Origin of the sequence: Saccharopolyspora endophytica (assembly GCF_018070075.1) — a bacterium.
In the GTDB taxonomy this organism is placed as follows: Bacteria; Actinomycetota; Actinomycetes; order Mycobacteriales; family Pseudonocardiaceae; genus Saccharopolyspora; species Saccharopolyspora endophytica.
This window is the reverse complement of the sequence record NZ_JAGPXE010000015.1, coordinates 187,520-202,216: the sequence shown is the minus strand read 5'-3', so window position 1 is coordinate 202,216 and position 14,697 is coordinate 187,520. Positions and strand designations below refer to the sequence as shown.

Here is a 14,697-nt window from a genome sequence, read left to right as displayed (position 1 = left end):
CGATCCGACTTGCCGATCTTCTTCCGGTCTGCGCTCACAGCGTCAGAGCTCATCACTCACAGTGCCCATCCCGCCGGACCCACGCCCGGCGCGTCAGGCTGGAAACACCGTTACCCCGACAGTCCCCCCGATTTCAGTGGAACTCGGAACGCCCCGCTGAGTGATGGCTCCGGCGGGGACCGTCGACCGATGAACCGCTGGTCCCGTCCAGAGCACCGGATTACGGCAGTAATCGTGTCCCTGATTACGGCCGTAATCCGGTGCCTGATTACGGCGGTATTCGGGGTCGTGGGACCGCCCGGAGTCGTGGTGGTCGCCCAGGGTCCCGATTTCAGTGGAAATCCGGTACCGGGGGTTCGTGGGGAACCTGGGGCCGGGTTTCCACTGAAATCGGGTTGGGGATTTCCACTGAAATCCGGACCTCGGACCCGGGGAGCGGAGTAAGCGCCTCGGCTGGGGTGGTGGGTGGCCACAAGCGGGGTGGTCTGTGGGGGGCTGGGGGTGGAGTTCGGGGGTTTTTGGGGTGGGGTGTTTCTGGGGATTCTCTTGGGGTCAGGGGGTTGTGAAGTGGGCTGTTGTTGTCAGGTGGTGGGTGAAGAGGGCTGTTGTGGGGGGTTGGGGACCTGGGTTGGTCGTCAGGTGCCAGTCGCGCGGCAGGGGTGTGGCCGGGGTGGGGATCTCGGTGAGGTGGCCTTCGGTGAGGTGGCGGGTCACCGCGTCCTTGGAGACGAGGGTGACTCCCAGGCCGGAGACGGCTGATTCGATGACCGCGGTGTTGGAGCCGAGGGTGAGGGTGCGCGGCGGTGGGTCCAGTTCGAGCTGGGCGAGGAAGGATTCCGTGATCGCCCTGGTGCCGGAACCGGGTTCGCGCAGCAGCCACGTCTGAGCCGACAGCCAGGCGGGCGTCCCCGGGCCGGGGGTGTTGGCGACGACGATGAGCTCGTGGGGGCGAGTGGCGAGGACCTCGACCTCGCGGCCGGGTTCGGGACGTCCGCCCAGGACCAGGTCGACCTGGTGGCGTTCCAGGAGTCTGCGGACGTGCTCCCGGTTGCCGACCTCCAGGCGGACTCCGACGTGCGGGTGCTGCTCGCGGAAGCTCGCCAGCACGCCGGGCAGGATCTGCTCGCCGGCGGTGGTCAGGGCCGCGATGCGGAGTTCGCCGCGTTCCGGGTCCGTTTCCGCGGCGGCGGCGGTGCGGGCCTGGTCGAGGAGGCCCAGGGCGGTGCGGGCGTGGTCGGCGTAGACCTCGCCCGCGCGGGTCAGCCGCAGGCCCCGCCCGTCGCGTTCCAGCAGCTGCAGGCCGAGGGACTTCTGCAGCGCGTTCAGCGCGGCCGACACCGCCGACTGGGTCACGAACATCTGGCGCGCGGCGGCGTGCACCGAGCCGGTGTCGGCCACGGCCAGGAACGTGCGCAGCTGCGTGAGCGTCATCATCAACCATTCACTTGAGAATCGCGACGGGATCCTTGATAGACAGTTGCTCAATCGGCGGCCATCGTCAAACGCATCCACTCATCCCGGGGAGGACGCATGGCAGCCGAGAACGAGCGTTGGGGCGCAGGGGTCATCCCCTACGCCGAGATGGGGTACTGGCAGCCCGACTACGAGCCCAAGCCCAGCGACGTGCTCGCCGCGTTCCGGGTGACCCCGCAGGACGGGGTGCCGCCGGAGGAGGCCGGTGCCGCGGTGGCGGGGGAGTCGTCGACGGCGACCTGGACCGTGGTGTGGACCGACCGGCTCACGACCTACGAGCACTACCAGGGCAAGTGCTACCGGGTCGATCCGGTTCCGGGTCAGCCCGGCCAGCACATCGCCTACATCGCCTACGACCTCGACCTGTTCGAGGAGGGCTCGATCGCGAACCTGACGTCGTCGATCATCGGCAACGTCTTCGGGTTCAAGGCGCTCAAAGCGTTGCGGCTGGAGGACATGCGGATCCCGCCGCACTACACCAAGACCTTCCAGGGGCCCGCGCACGGCATCGTGATGGAGCGCGAGTACCTGAACAAGTACGGGCGCCCGCTGCTGGGCGCGACCGTGAAGCCCAAGCTGGGGTTGTCCGCGCGCAACTACGGGCGGGTGGTGTTCGAGGCGTTGCGGGGTGGTCTCGACTTCACCAAGGACGACGAGAACATCAACTCCCAGCCGTTCATGCGCTGGCGGGACCGGTTCCTGTTCTGCATGGAGGGCGTCAACCGCGCCCAGGCCGAAACCGGTGAGATCAAGGGCCACTACCTCAACGTCACGGCCGCGACGATGGAGGACATGTACGAGCGGGCGGAGTTCGCCAAGGAGCTCGGCAGCGTCGTGGTGATGATCGACCTGACGGTCGGCTACACCGCGATCCAGTCGATGGCCAAGTGGGCGCGGGCCAACGGCGTCCTGCTGCACCTGCACCGCGCCGGGCACTCCACCTACACGCGGCAGAAGAACCACGGCGTGAGCTTCCGGGTCATCGCCAAGTGGATGCGGCTGGCCGGCGTCGACCACGTCCACGCCGGAACGGTGGTCGGCAAGCTCGAAGGGGATCCGAACTCGGTGGCCGGGTTCTACGACGTGCTGCGGGTCAACAAGGCGGACCCGGACCCGGCCAAGGGCCTGTACTTCGAGCAGGACTGGGCGTCGATGCCGGGAGTCATGCCCGTCGCCTCCGGTGGCATCCACGCGGGTCAGATGCACCAGCTGCTGGATCACCTGGGCGAGGACGTGGTCCTGCAGTTCGGCGGCGGCACGATCGGGCACCCGATGGGCATCGCCGCGGGCGCCACCGCCAACCGGGTCGCGCTGGAGGCGATGATCAAGGCGCGCAACGAGGGCCGGGACTTCCTCGCCGAGGGGCCGGACATCCTGCGCAAGGCGGCGCGGCACAGCCGCGAGCTCGACACGGCGCTGGCCCTGTGGGGTGACGTGAGCTTCGACTACGACTCCACCGACACCCCGGACGTCATCGACACCCCGACGCTGGTGTGAGGAGACCGGACATGCGCATCACCCAGGGAACCTTCTCCTACCTCCCGGAGCTCACCGACGACGAGATCCGGGCGCAGGCGCAGTACGCGCTGGACAACGGATGGCCGCTGTCGGTGGAGTTCACCGACGACCCGCACCCCCGCAACAACTACTGGGACATGTGGGGACTGCCGATGTTCGACCTGGTCGACGCGGCCGGCGTGCTCTACGAGGTCAACGAGTGCCGCAGGGCGTACCCGCAGCACTACATCCGGGTCAACGCCTACGACGCCTCGCTGGGCAGGCAGACCACGGCGCTGACGTTCCTGGTCAACCGCCCCTCCGACGAGCCGGGGTTCCGGCTCGACCGGCAGGAGGCGGCGGACCGGCGGCTGCGCTACAGCACCCACGCCTACGCGCTGGACCGCCCGAAGGGCGAGCGGTACCCGTCGTGAGCACGGTGACGCGGCCGGGTTTCGGCATGCGACCCGGCGAAAGAGCAACGGAGGAAGCCGAAACCGCTCTCGCGAGAACCGAACGCGTGGATCTCGCGGCGGAGCGGGACGCGGCGGGCATCGACGAGCTGATGGCCTCGCTCGACGCGGAGCTGGTCGGGCTGCACGAGGTCAAGGACCGCATCCGCGAGGTGGCGTCGCTGCTGCTGGTCGATCGCGTGCGGCAGCGGTTCGGGGTGAGCTCGACGCGCCCGAACCTGCACATGTGCTTCACCGGCAACCCGGGCACCGGCAAGACGACCGTGGCGATGCGGATGGCCGGGCTGCTGCACCGCATCGGCTACCTCGAACGCGGACACCTGGTCGCCGTCACCCGCGACGACCTCGTCGGCCAGTACGTCGGGCACACGGCGCCGAAGACCAAGGAGGTGCTCAAGCGGGCGATGGGCGGCGTGCTGTTCATCGACGAGGCGTACTACCTCTACCGCGCCGAGAACGAACGCGACTACGGCCAGGAGTCCATCGAGATCCTGTTGCAGGTCATGGAGAACCAGCGCGAGGACGTCGTGGTGATCCTCGCCGGCTACGGCGATCGGATGGCGGAGTTCTTCCGCTCGAACCCGGGCATGAGCTCCCGGGTGGCCCACCACGTCGAGTTCGGCGACTACGACCTCGACGAGCTGCGCTCCATCGCCGAGCTGATGTCCGAACAGGACGGTTACCGGCTGGGCGGTGAAGCGGTCGAGGTCATGCGGGAGCTGCTCGACGAGCAGCGGGCCCAACCCCGCTTCGCCAACGCCCGCACGGTCCGGAACATGTTGGAACGAGCCAGGTTGCGGCACGCGAGCCGCATCGTGGACACCCAGGACGACTGCGGCCTGGACGACCTCATCCGCCTGGAACCGGTGGACTTCAAGCCCTAGGAGCTGTTCGGGGACTTGCTTTGCTCAGCGGTGCGGGTGGCACCTAGGCCGATTCCTGGTGGGGTGGGACGGTCAGCGTGAGGGTCGTGCCGGAGCCCGGGGCGCTGCGCACGTCGAGCGTGCCGCCGAGCAGGCGCGCGCGTTCACGCAGGCCGGGCAGGCCGTGGCCGGTCGGGCCGGAAGTCGCGCGCAGCGCCGCCGGGTCGAACCCCACTCCGTCGTCGCTGACCTGCAGCACCACCCCGGCGGGCGTCGTGCTCAGCCGGATCACCGCGGTCCCGGCCTGCGCGTGCTTCTGGACGTTCTGCAACGCCTCCTGGGCGCTGCGGTAGAGCGCGCTCTCCAGGAACTCCGGGACGTCGCAGATCCCGGCGTCGACGTGGACGTGCAGGTCGGCGATCCCGCGCGCCAGGCTCTGCAGGCTCGCCGTCAGGCCCAGGTCGTCGAGCACCGGTGGGCGCAGGCCCGCGATCGCGTAGCGGGTCTCGTCCAGCGCCGCCCCGGCCAGCTCCTGCGCGGTGGCGATCTGCTGCTCGGCCCGGGCGGCGTCGTCGCCGACCAGGTCGCGGGCCGCCGAGAGGTGGAAGAACATGCTCACGATGCGCTGGCTGATGCCGTCGTGGATCTCGCCCGCGAGCCGCCTGCTCTCCGACTCCTGCAGCTGCACCATCCGCTCGGTGAAGCGCTCCAGCGCCTCCTCGCGGTCGGCCAGCCGTCGGTAGAGGCGGGCGTTCTCGATGGCGCCCGCGACCAGACCGGCCAGCGAGCGCAGCAGCTCGACGTCGTCGCCGAACTCGCGGCGCCGCTTGCTGTGCAGGTTGAGCACGCCCACCAGGTGGCCCAGCCGCGTCAGGATCGGCACCGACACCATCGAGGTGAACTCCTCGCCGTGCAGCTCCGGGATGTACTTGTAGCGCGGGTCGGCGCGCTTGTCCTCCACGATCACCGCGGGCTCGCCGTGCGCGGCGACCCAGCCGGCCATGCCCTCGCCGACCGCCAGCTCCACCCGTCCCGCGAGCCGGTCGAACGGCGGGGTCGCGCCGCAGAGCCGGAGCCGCTGCCGGTCGTCGTCGAGCAGGTGCACGAAGCACACGTCGGTCGCGGTCATCTCGGTGATGATCGCCGCGACGTTCTGCACGATCTCGTCCAGGTCCAGCCGCGAGGAGATGGTCTCGATGATGCGCATGAGCAGGTGGGCCTCCTGCTCGGCGTCGGCCATCCCCAGCGAGCTGCGCTTCACCGGTACACCCCTTCGCGCAGCGCGACCGCGATGGCACCGGCCCGGTCGCCGACCTCCAGCTTGCGGTACAGCCCGCGCAGGTGGGTCTTGACGGTCTCCTCGGAGATGAACAGCTTCGTCGCGATCGCCCGGTTCGACATGCCCGCCACCAGCAGCGACAGCACGTCGCTCTCGCGCTGGGTGATGCCCAGGTGCGCGCCGGGCCAGAACTCGCCGTTGCGGATCCGCGCCGCCGACTTCGCCACCCTGCTGGCCAGCGCCGGGTCGATGAGGACCTCGCCCTCGTGGATGCGCGTCAGGTACTCCACGAGCTCCGAACCGCGCACCCGCTTGAGCAAGAAGCCCGACGCGCCCAACTGCAACGCCTGGTAGAGGTACTGCTCGTCGTCGTAGACGGTCAGGAAGACCACCTTGCAGTCCGGCCGATGGCCCAGGATCTCCCCGCACAGGTCCAGACCGCTGGATCCGCGCAGCCGGATGTCGAGCAGCACCGCATCCGGTTCGTGCCGCAGGATTTCGGTGACGGCCTGCGCCGGAGTGCCCGCCTCGCCGACGATCCGCACCCGTTCGGAGTGCGGCTCCAGCATCGCCTTGAGGCCGTCGAGCACCATCTGGTGGTCGTCGACGACCACCAGCCGCAACGGCTCCTCGACCAGGCCCATCGGAAAAGGGTACGCAGGCAAGGGCATCTCCGGTAGCTGACGCGGTGCTGCTCAGCCGGGGGTGGTGGCGTCGAGGAGTTCGTCCAGGTCCACCCTCCGGGCGGTGTCGACGAACGCCCTGGCGAGGATGGGCTCCGGGTCGCGGTCGTGCAGGACCAGCCCGATCGTCTTGCTGATCTGCGGCTCCGCCAGCGGGACCGCGCGCATGCCCTCCGGCACCCCGAACCGCAGCAGCCACGAATGGGGCAGCACGGTGGCCCACGGCCCCTCGCGCACGTGCGCGTAGAGCGCGCTGATGGAGTTCGTCTCCACCGCCGGTTGCGGCTTCGCCTGGGCCTGTTCGAACACCGAGTTGAGGATGCGCCGGTTCTGCATGTCCTCCGACAGCAGGCACAGCGGGTGCTCGGCGGCCTCCGCCCAGGTCGCCGACTCCCCGTCGTCGAGGTCGTCCTCGGCGGCCAGGAGCAGGTAGCGCTCGCTGTAGAGCGGAACGGTGCGCACTCCGGTCAGCGGCTCGTTGTCGATGTAGGTCACGCCGACGTCGAGCCCGTACTGCGACAGCCCCCGCTGGATCTCGATCGAGGTCATCGAGCTCACCTGCACCCGCACCCGGGGCTGGTCCTGGCACAGCAGCGACGTCAGGATCGGCACCACGCACAGCGCCGTCGGGATGCACCCGATCCGCAGCCGCCCGCTGAGCCCTTCCCGCATCGCCCCGACGTCCTCGATCAGCGCGTCCCGCTCGGCGAGGATGCGGTAGGCCCACTTCAGGATCCGCTCGCCCTCCGGGGTGAAGCCGATGAACCGGTTCCCCCGCTGGATGATCTGGACGTGCAGTTCGGCTTCGAGCTTGCGGATCGCCGCCGACATCGCCGGTTGCGAGATGTAGCACGCCTCTGCGGCGCGGGCGAAGTGCTTCTCGCGCGCCAGGGTCGTCAGGTATTCCAGTTGCCGCAGGAGCATGCGCGCGATGCTAATCCTCCGGCCACGGCAGCGGTGGGGCCTGCGGAGGTGTCGCCGCGGCGCAGCCGTGAGCGGACACGGGTCGAGGAGCAGAACCTCAGTCGCCGTCGCGGATGAGGTGGTGCAGCAGGATCAGCTGGGCGAGCCGCAGCGGTTCGTTGCGCCTGCCGTCGTCGAGCCTGCCGAGGCAGTCCGGCATCGGGTCGGGCACGTCGAGGCCTTCCCAGATCGCCTTGGCGACCATCGTGCTCTCCTCCGGCGGGGCGTGGCCGTGGATGTGCAGGGCGTCGACCGGGCGTCCGTCGGTGTCGCGCTTGAGCGCCAGGTGCATCGCCTTGGTGGGCGCTTTGGCCAGGATCTCGGTGAAGTTGGGGTGCCGGATCGTCGGGCGCATCAGGATCGTCGCCGACAGCGGGGTGCCGGGCGGGTCGTCGCGGCCGTCGATCGGGGCGAACGAGACGACGATGTCGGCCAGATCGCGCTGCGGCCGGATGAACCGCGCGGACTCGGGTTCCCGGCGGCCCAGCTCGGCCTTGACCTGCTCGGCGCGGTAGCCGCGCTTGGCGGTGTCGCGCTGGATCTTCCACGCGGCTCGCACGTCCTCGGGCGGACCGAGGTAGACGGTGACGTCGAAGCAGGCGCGGGACAGCTTCGTGTGCAGCGGCAGCAGGCCCTCCACCAGCACGAACTCGTGCGGTTCGACCAGCACCGGCCGGGTCAGCTCGCCACCGGAGTGGTCGTAGACGGGCTTGAGGATGGGACTGCCGGTGGCCAGCAGCCGCAGGTGCTGCTCCATGATCTCCACGTAGTTGCAGTCCGGGTGCAGCGGCGTGAAGGGCAGGTCCCTGCGCTCCCGGCGGTCGAAGCGGTGGTAGTCGTCGACGCACATCGAGGTGCTGCGCTCGGTTCCGAGGGCCTCGACGAGACCGCGGGTGAGGGTGGTCTTGCCCGCGGCGCTGTCGCCCGCGATGCCCAGCATCGTGGGGCGCGGGTTCGGTCGCTCGGCTCGGGCGCGGTGGATGCGCAGTTGCTTGTCGGGCACGAAAAACTCCCTCCGTCGGCGCTGTCCTCCGGCGCGCTGGGGTTCGAGCGGCCTGCCCTCGGCAAGCGGTCCGCTGCTCGGCGGCGAGTCCTCGACGTTACGGAGCGGGCCGGTTCCCGGCCTCCCCCCGGCGGGGGGTGCGGGGGAGGGGCAGCGCGGAATCGTGAAAGTTGATGTACGGAGGGAGGATTCGGCGTTCGGGGAACGCCCGATCGGTGGTTTTCCGCGGCGGGCGGCTAGATCAACCGCACGCGCGGTGACTGCTGCAAGTGGATGGCCGTGCTTGCCCCTGAACGTTAACCCCCATTAGCGTGATCGGGGTCACGGTCCGGTGGGTCGATGACGGATGCGATGTGCGACGAGGAGGTCGTGATGGCCGGCTTGGTCCCGCCGTTGGGAATCGCGTCGAGCACTGGCGGGGATTCGCTGGCCACCGCGTCGAAGGTCACCAGGGCGTGGGAGGCGTTCGCGACCGGCGGGGACATCACCTCCGACGTGCGGCCCGACATCCTCGCCTCCTGGTACCGCTGCCGCGATCAGTACGAAGTGGACCCCGCGCTCGACGTCGCTCCGCCGGCTCCCGGATACCACGATCAGGGGCCGGACAACGACGTCATCTTCACCCAGCTCGGCGGGCTCGGGGCCCTGGCCGGGCGGGACGTCGAACTCGACGGCGGGGTCGTCGCGGTCACCGACGGCTCCGGGCGCATCCTCGGCACCTGGGGCGACCCGTCGGCCCGCCGCCGCGCCGAGCTGTCCAACATGGCGCCCTGGTCGTCGTGGTCGGAGCAGTGCACCGGCACCAACGGGATGGGAACGTCCTTCGAGGTCACCGGCCCGGTCACGGTCACCGGCGCCGAGCACTGGTGCGAGGGCTTCCACCAGTGGGCGTGCGCGGGCATCGCCATCCGCGACGTGGTGACCGGCTCGGCCATCGCCTCGATCAACATCTCCCGCTGGGGCGCAACGCTTTCCCCGGAGGTCCCGGGATGGCTGCAGAAGGCCGCGTCCTGCATCGAGCAGGAGATCCACCGCAGGGCCGTCGGCGAGGCCAAGCGGGTGTGCGCGGCGTTCAAGCAGGAGCGCACCGACCACAGCGGCCCGCTGGTCGCCCTCGACCGAGGTGGCCAGGTCGTCGTGGCCAACGACGCCGCCCTGTCCATGCTCCGCCTGCCCGCCGACGCCCCGGCCTCGCGCGGCGCGGTCGAACCCGCCGAGCGGTCCAGGCCGGACATCGCCGAACTGTCCGATGTGGTGCGCTGGGCGGCGGGACGAGCCGCGCAGAATCCACAGTGGAGCGGATACGCCCAGCTGGGTGTCGCCGGCGACGGAGCGGTTCCTGCGACGCTGCGGCCGATCACCGAGGCCGACCGCGTGGTCGGGATGCTCTGCGCTTTCGGGCTGCAGGAAGGCGAGCCCTACGGCCGTGCGGGCGAGGGCGCGGCCGTGCCCATGCCGCCCCGGGTCATCGGGGTACGCAACGACCGCCTGGTGCTGCTCGCGCCCTCGGAGGTCCGCTACGCCGAAGCGGACCGCAACACCGTGTGGCTCAGCACCGACCGCGGCCGGATCCTGGCCGCCACCAGGGGTCTGGACCACGTCGACCAGGCGCTGAGCCGCCACGGCTTCCGCCGCGTGCACCGCCGCTTCCTGGTCAACCTCCGCCGGGTCGCCGAGGTCGAACGCGGCACCAAGGGCGAGCTGTTCCTCGTCACCGACCCCCGCGTGCCCGAGCTCGTTCCGGTCTCCCGGCGCCACGCCCCGGAAATCCGTCGTCTGCTGGGGGTCTGACCCGCGCAACCGCGCTGCCGGACGGCGGGATCGGGCGCAAGCTCGAGGTGCACCGCTCGTCGTCGCGGCGATGCCGTTCGTTGGGAGTTCCGCGCCGCCGGTCGGCGATCGGTTGTCACCGCAGCGACCGATCGCTGAGGCTGTGAACTGCTGGAACGCGGAACCGAGGAGGAAAATCATGACCTGGGAGACCCCTGAGTACACGGTGATCGACGTCTGCGCCGAAGTCACCGGCTACTACCACCAGCGCTGACGGCCGTGCTCGTCCACTGCCTGGGCGTCGCGGCAGGTGGCGGGTACCCGCAGTGGAACTGCGCGTGCCCCGGATGCCGCGAGGTCCGCACCGCGCCGGAGCGCGCTTCGGCGCACGCGGGCCTCGCGGTCTCCGGCACCGGTGACCGCTGGTTCCTGCTCAACGCGACACCCGACGTGCACCACCAGATCAACTCCGACCCCAGCCTGCACCCCGGTCCCGGGGCGCGGGAGACACCGGTGGCGGGAGTGCTGCTCACCGACGCCGAGTTCGATCACACGATCGGGCTCCTGGTGCTCCGGGAGGGCTCGTCGCTGGAGGTCTTCGGCACGGCGCCCGTGCTGGCCGCGCTCACCGACCACTTCCCGGTGCGGGACCTGGTCTCCGACTACGCCGACGTGCGGTGGCGGGAGGTGGAGATCGGCAAGCCCGTCGATCTCGACGAACGGCTCCAGGTGACCGCTTTCGCCACCGGGAGCAAACCGCCGCGCTACGTCGGGCACCACGCCGGTCCCGGCGACTGGGAGATCGGCTACGTGCTGCACGACCAGGTGAGCGGTGGAACCGCCGTCTACGCCCCGAGCGTGCCAAGCTGGGACGAGCACTTCGCCGAGCAGGTCGCCGACGCCGATTGCGTGTTCGTCGACGGCACGTTCTGGACCGACGACGAGATGTCCCGCAGCGGAACGGGTGATCGGCCCGGCAGGTCCATGGGACACATGCCCGTCAGCGGTGCGGACGGTTCGGCGCGGCACCTGGCCGCGCTGCCCGCCCGTCGCAAGATCTACGTCCACGTCAACAACACCAATCCCATCCTCGACGAGGGATCAGCCGAGCGAGCGGAACTCGCGGCGCTGGGCATCGAGGTGGGACGTGCGGGTCTGGAGGTCGAACTATGAGGCCCTGGTCGTCGGAGGAGTTCGAGGCGGAGCTGCGCGCGGTCGGCGAGGCGCGTTACCACCACCTGCACCCGTTCAACCAGCGGATGCACGCCGGTGACCTGACCGAGGAGGAGTTCCGCGGCTGGGTGCGAAACCGCTTCTACTACCAGATCAACCTGCCGGTGAAGGACGCGTTCATCCTCACCAAGCTGCCCGACGCCGCCGAACGCCGGAAGTGGATCAAGCGCATCACCGACCACGACGGCACCGCCGAGGTCGAGGGCGGCATCGAGCGCTGGGTGCGGCTCGGCGAAGCCGTCGGCCTGACCCGCGACGAGCTCCACGACACCCGCACCGTGCTGCCGGGCGTGCGCTTCGCCGTGGACGCCTACGTCGACTTCTGCAGGCACAAGCCGTGGCTGGAGGCGGTGGCCTCGGCGATGACCGAGCTGTTCGCGCCCGACCTGCTCAGCCGCCGCATCGTCGACGTGGAGAAGCACTACCCGTGGCTGGACTCGCGGGGCCTGGAGTACTTCCGGACCCGGCTGACCCAGCAGCCCGCCGACATCGCCCACCTGCTCGGCCTGGTCCTCGACAACGCCCGCACCCGGGAGCAGCAGGAGGCCTGCGTGCGCGCCCTGGAGTTCAAGTGCGACGTGCTGTGGACCCTGCTCGACGCGGTGCAGCTCGCCTACGGCAAGGCCGAGTGATGGACGCCGGGAGCACACCGCGCCTGGTGCCCAAGGCGATGCTCAAGCGCGACAAGGTCCGCGACGCCGACCTGCTGCTGCTGCCCGAGCGCGTGGTGCGGCTCAACGCCTCGGGCGCGGCGATCCTGCGGCTGTGCGACGGGACCCGGACCGTGCGGGAGCTCGTCGACCGGCTGGAGGAGGAGTTCGGCGCCACCGGGCTCATCGACGAAGTGCTGACGTTCCTCGACGACGCGCACGACCAAGGTTGGGTGGTGTCCGGATGATCCCCGCGCCCTACGGGCTGCTGGCCGAGGTGACCCACCAGTGCCCGCTGCACTGCCTGTACTGCTCCAACCCGCTGGAACTGCGCCGGCGGGACGAGGAGATCGGCACCGAGGACTGGCTGCGGGTGATCCGCGAGGCCGCCGACCTCGGGGTGGTGCAGGTGCACTTCTCCGGCGGTGAGCCGCTGGTGCGCGGTGACCTCGCCGAGCTGGTCGCCGAAGCGCGCGGCTGCGAGCTCTACACCAACCTGATCACCAGCGGTCTCGGGTTCACCGAGGAACGGGCGAAGTCGCTGGTCGCGGCCGGGCTCAACAGCGTGCAGCTGAGCATCCAGGGTGACACCGCCGAGGCGAGCGAACTCGTGGCCGCCACCAAGCGCTTCGACAAGAAGCGCGAGGCCGCGCGGATCATCGTCGACTCCGGGCTGCCGCTGAACATGAACGTCGTGCTGCACCGGCTCAACCTCGACCGGCTCGACGCCATCATCGACGTCTGCGAGTCGTGGGGAGCCGAACGGCTCGAACTGGCCAACACCCAGTACTACGGCTGGGGGCTGCGCAACCGGGACGTGCTGCTGCCCAACCGCGAGCAGCTCGCCGCGGCGGAGGAGGTCTACCAGCGGCGCAAGTCCGAGCTCGCCGGCCGGATGGAACTGCTGTGGATCCTGCCCGACTACTACGAGCCCTACCCGAAGCCGTGCATGGGCGGTTGGGCGCGCACCGCGCTGACCGTGGCACCGGACGGGTCGGCGTACCCGTGCCCGGTCGCCGCCGACATCGACACCCTCGACTTCCCGTCGGTGCTGACGCACCCGCTCGACTGGATCTGGGCGAAATCGCCCGCGTTCCAGGCATATCGGGGAACCGACTGGATGCCGGACCCGTGCCGCAGCTGCTCCCGCAAGGAGATCGACTTCGGCGGTTGCCGGTGCCAGGCGTTCGCGCTGACCGGCGATGCCTCGCGCACCGACCCGGTGTGCACGTTCTCGCCGGACCACCACCTCGTGCAGGACGCGGTCGACCGCGCCAACGAGACGCCCGGCGCCGCTCCCGAACCGGTCTACCGCCGCCCGCGCGCGGCTGCGGAGTGACCGCGGTTCGTCACCGAAACCCCGCCGCTCGTGCCTGATCACCCGCCGCCGGTACCGGATTCGTTGTCCACTCCGGAACCGGCGCGCGAGGGTGTCGGCACGGACCGGTCTCGACCCGGCGTGCCGGGTCGGGCCACGCCGGTGGCGGCGCGAGGCGTCCCCGACCGCTTTCGCCGCCACCGGCGCCTTTTTCGCCGAGAGGATGCAGCAGATGATCAAGTCGCGCGCGGTGATCGCACGGGGGAAGGGCGAGCCGGTCGAGGTGGTGCGGATCGACCTGCCCGAACCCGGACCCGGCGAGGTGCTGGTGCGGGTGCAGGCGTGCGGTGTCTGCCACACCGACCTGCACTACCGGGAAGGCGGCATCAACGACGAGTTCCCGTTCCTGCTCGGCCACGAGGCCGCCGGTGTCGTCGAGGCGGTGGGCCCTGGTGTGTCGGACGTGTCCGAGAACGACTTCGTGGTGCTGAACTGGCGCGCGGTGTGCGGCCAGTGCCGCGCCTGCTCGCGCGGCAAGCCCTGGTACTGCTTCGACACCCACAACGCCGACCAGCCGATGCGGCTGGAGGACGGCACTGAGCTGTCGCCCGCGCTGGGGATCGGGGCGTTCAGCGAGCGCACGCTCGTCCACGCCGGTCAGTGCACGCGCGTCGACCCGGCGGCGCGACCGGTCGTGGTCTCGCTGCTCGGATGCGGTGTCATGGCGGGGATCGGCGCGGCGATCAACACCGGTGGCGTGACGCGCGGTGACTCGGTGGCCGTGATCGGCTGCGGCGGGGTCGGCAACGGCTCGATCGCCGGAGCGGCGCTGGCGGGCGCGGAGAAGGTCATCGCCGTCGACCGGGACCCGAAGAAGCTCGCCTGGGCCGAGGAGTTCGGAGCCACCCACACCGTCAACGCCGCCGAGACCGACACCGTGGCCGCCGTCCGATCGCTCACCGGGGGCAACGGCGCGGATGTCGTCATCGACGCCGTCGGCCGGCCGGAGACCTTCGAGCAGGCGTTCTACGCCCGCGATCTGGCGGGCACGGCGGTGCTGGTGGGCGTGCCGACCCCGGAGATGGAGATCAAGCTGCCGCTGCTGGACGTCTTCGGCCGGGCGGCGCGGTGAAGTCCTCCTGGTACGGCGACTGCCTGCCCAGCCGTGACTTCCCGATGCTCACCAACCTCCACCAGCAGGGCCGCCTGCCCCTCGACAAGTTCGTCACCGAGGAGATCACCCTCGACGAGGTCGAAGACGCCTTCGCCAAGATGCAACGAGGAGAAGTCCTGCGCTCCGTGGTGGTCTTCTGAAACGGGCTCCTGAACCGCGTGCAAGCGGCGTAGCCGCGAGCTGAGAGCACCACCTGAGCAGCTCGCACCGCCGCGGGTTCTGATACGTCTCCTGGCGAGTACGCCGCGACGCCGCGTATCGACATACTCAAGGAGTGGCGCACGGAGTCCAGGAGGAGGTTCCGCCACCCGCACCGCC

At 70.2% G+C, this 14,697-nt stretch carries 13 protein-coding genes and 1 pseudogene; 9 read left to right on the top strand and 5 right to left on the bottom strand.

What is annotated here, in order from left to right:
- Positions 1–552: 552 nt before the first annotated feature.
- Positions 553–1,431: a LysR family transcriptional regulator gene (locus KBO27_RS28695; protein WP_210972970.1), complete on the bottom strand. Its 879-nt coding sequence runs from the start codon at positions 1,429–1,431 to the stop codon at positions 553–555.
- A gap of 99 nt (positions 1,432–1,530) precedes the next feature.
- Between KBO27_RS28695 and KBO27_RS28690 the strand changes: the two genes are divergently transcribed.
- The 3 genes from KBO27_RS28690 to KBO27_RS28685 are packed head-to-tail and all read left to right on the top strand — an operon-like array spanning position 1,531 to position 4,327.
- Entirely contained in the window at positions 1,531–2,970 is a 1,440-nt protein-coding gene (locus KBO27_RS28690; RefSeq protein WP_210972969.1) for a form I ribulose bisphosphate carboxylase large subunit, read from the top strand.
- Positions 2,971–2,981: 11 nt separating this feature from the next.
- The gene (locus tag KBO27_RS34010; RefSeq protein WP_246538240.1) at positions 2,982–3,404 is read left to right on the top strand and encodes a ribulose bisphosphate carboxylase small subunit; all 423 of its coding nucleotides are present in this window, start codon (positions 2,982–2,984) and stop codon (positions 3,402–3,404) included.
- A complete protein-coding gene (locus KBO27_RS28685; RefSeq protein ID WP_307870677.1) occupies positions 3,401–4,327 on the top strand; it encodes an AAA family ATPase in 927 nt (308 codons plus the stop codon). The genes KBO27_RS34010 and KBO27_RS28685 overlap by 4 nt, the downstream gene beginning before the upstream one ends.
- A gap of 43 nt (positions 4,328–4,370) precedes the next feature.
- Here the strand turns inward: KBO27_RS28685 and KBO27_RS28680 are convergent, their stop codons facing one another.
- The 4 genes from KBO27_RS28680 to KBO27_RS28665 all read right to left on the bottom strand — a co-directional run bounded on the left by KBO27_RS28680 (position 4,371) and on the right by KBO27_RS28665 (position 8,234).
- Entirely contained in the window at positions 4,371–5,567 is a 1,197-nt protein-coding gene (locus tag KBO27_RS28680; protein WP_307870676.1) for a GAF domain-containing sensor histidine kinase, read from the bottom strand.
- Positions 5,564–6,229 carry a response regulator gene (locus KBO27_RS28675; protein ID WP_210972967.1) on the bottom strand — a complete coding sequence of 222 codons (666 nt, stop codon included), beginning with the start codon at positions 6,227–6,229 and terminating at the stop codon, positions 5,564–5,566. Before KBO27_RS28675 ends, KBO27_RS28680 begins: the two co-directional genes overlap by 4 nt.
- Positions 6,230–6,280: 51 nt before the next feature.
- Positions 6,281–7,192, bottom strand: a complete 912-nt coding sequence (locus KBO27_RS28670) for a LysR family transcriptional regulator (RefSeq protein ID WP_210972966.1) — start codon at positions 7,190–7,192, stop codon at positions 6,281–6,283.
- A 97-nt stretch (positions 7,193–7,289) separates the two neighbouring features.
- Positions 7,290–8,234, bottom strand: coding sequence for a phosphoribulokinase (locus tag KBO27_RS28665; RefSeq protein WP_210972965.1), 945 nt, complete (start codon positions 8,232–8,234; stop codon positions 7,290–7,292).
- A gap of 339 nt (positions 8,235–8,573) precedes the next feature.
- Here KBO27_RS28665 and KBO27_RS28660 point away from each other — a divergent pair, with 339 nt between their 5' ends.
- From KBO27_RS28660 to KBO27_RS28635, 6 genes and pseudogenes are all read left to right on the top strand, one after another.
- Positions 8,574–10,025 carry a DNA-binding protein gene (locus tag KBO27_RS28660; RefSeq protein WP_246538239.1) on the top strand — a complete coding sequence of 484 codons (1,452 nt, stop codon included), beginning with the start codon at positions 8,574–8,576 and terminating at the stop codon, positions 10,023–10,025.
- Between the two features lie 258 nt (positions 10,026–10,283).
- Positions 10,284–11,177, top strand: coding sequence for a pyrroloquinoline quinone biosynthesis protein PqqB (gene pqqB, locus KBO27_RS28655; RefSeq protein ID WP_210972964.1), 894 nt, complete (start codon positions 10,284–10,286; stop codon positions 11,175–11,177).
- Complete coding sequence (gene pqqC / locus KBO27_RS28650) at positions 11,174–11,869, top strand: pyrroloquinoline-quinone synthase PqqC (RefSeq protein ID WP_210972963.1); 696 nt, start codon at positions 11,174–11,176, stop codon at positions 11,867–11,869. Before pqqB ends, pqqC begins: the two co-directional genes overlap by 4 nt.
- Positions 11,869–12,135: a pyrroloquinoline quinone biosynthesis peptide chaperone PqqD gene (gene pqqD / locus KBO27_RS28645; RefSeq protein ID WP_210972962.1), complete on the top strand. Its 267-nt coding sequence runs from the start codon at positions 11,869–11,871 to the stop codon at positions 12,133–12,135. The genes pqqC and pqqD overlap by 1 nt, the downstream gene beginning before the upstream one ends.
- Positions 12,132–13,226 carry a pyrroloquinoline quinone biosynthesis protein PqqE gene (gene pqqE / locus KBO27_RS28640; protein WP_246538238.1) on the top strand — a complete coding sequence of 365 codons (1,095 nt, stop codon included), beginning with the start codon at positions 12,132–12,134 and terminating at the stop codon, positions 13,224–13,226. Before pqqD ends, pqqE begins: the two co-directional genes overlap by 4 nt.
- Positions 13,227–13,428: 202 nt before the next feature.
- Positions 13,429–14,519: pseudogene (locus tag KBO27_RS28635) on the top strand (S-(hydroxymethyl)mycothiol dehydrogenase).
- The last annotated feature ends 178 nt before the right edge of the window (positions 14,520–14,697 follow it).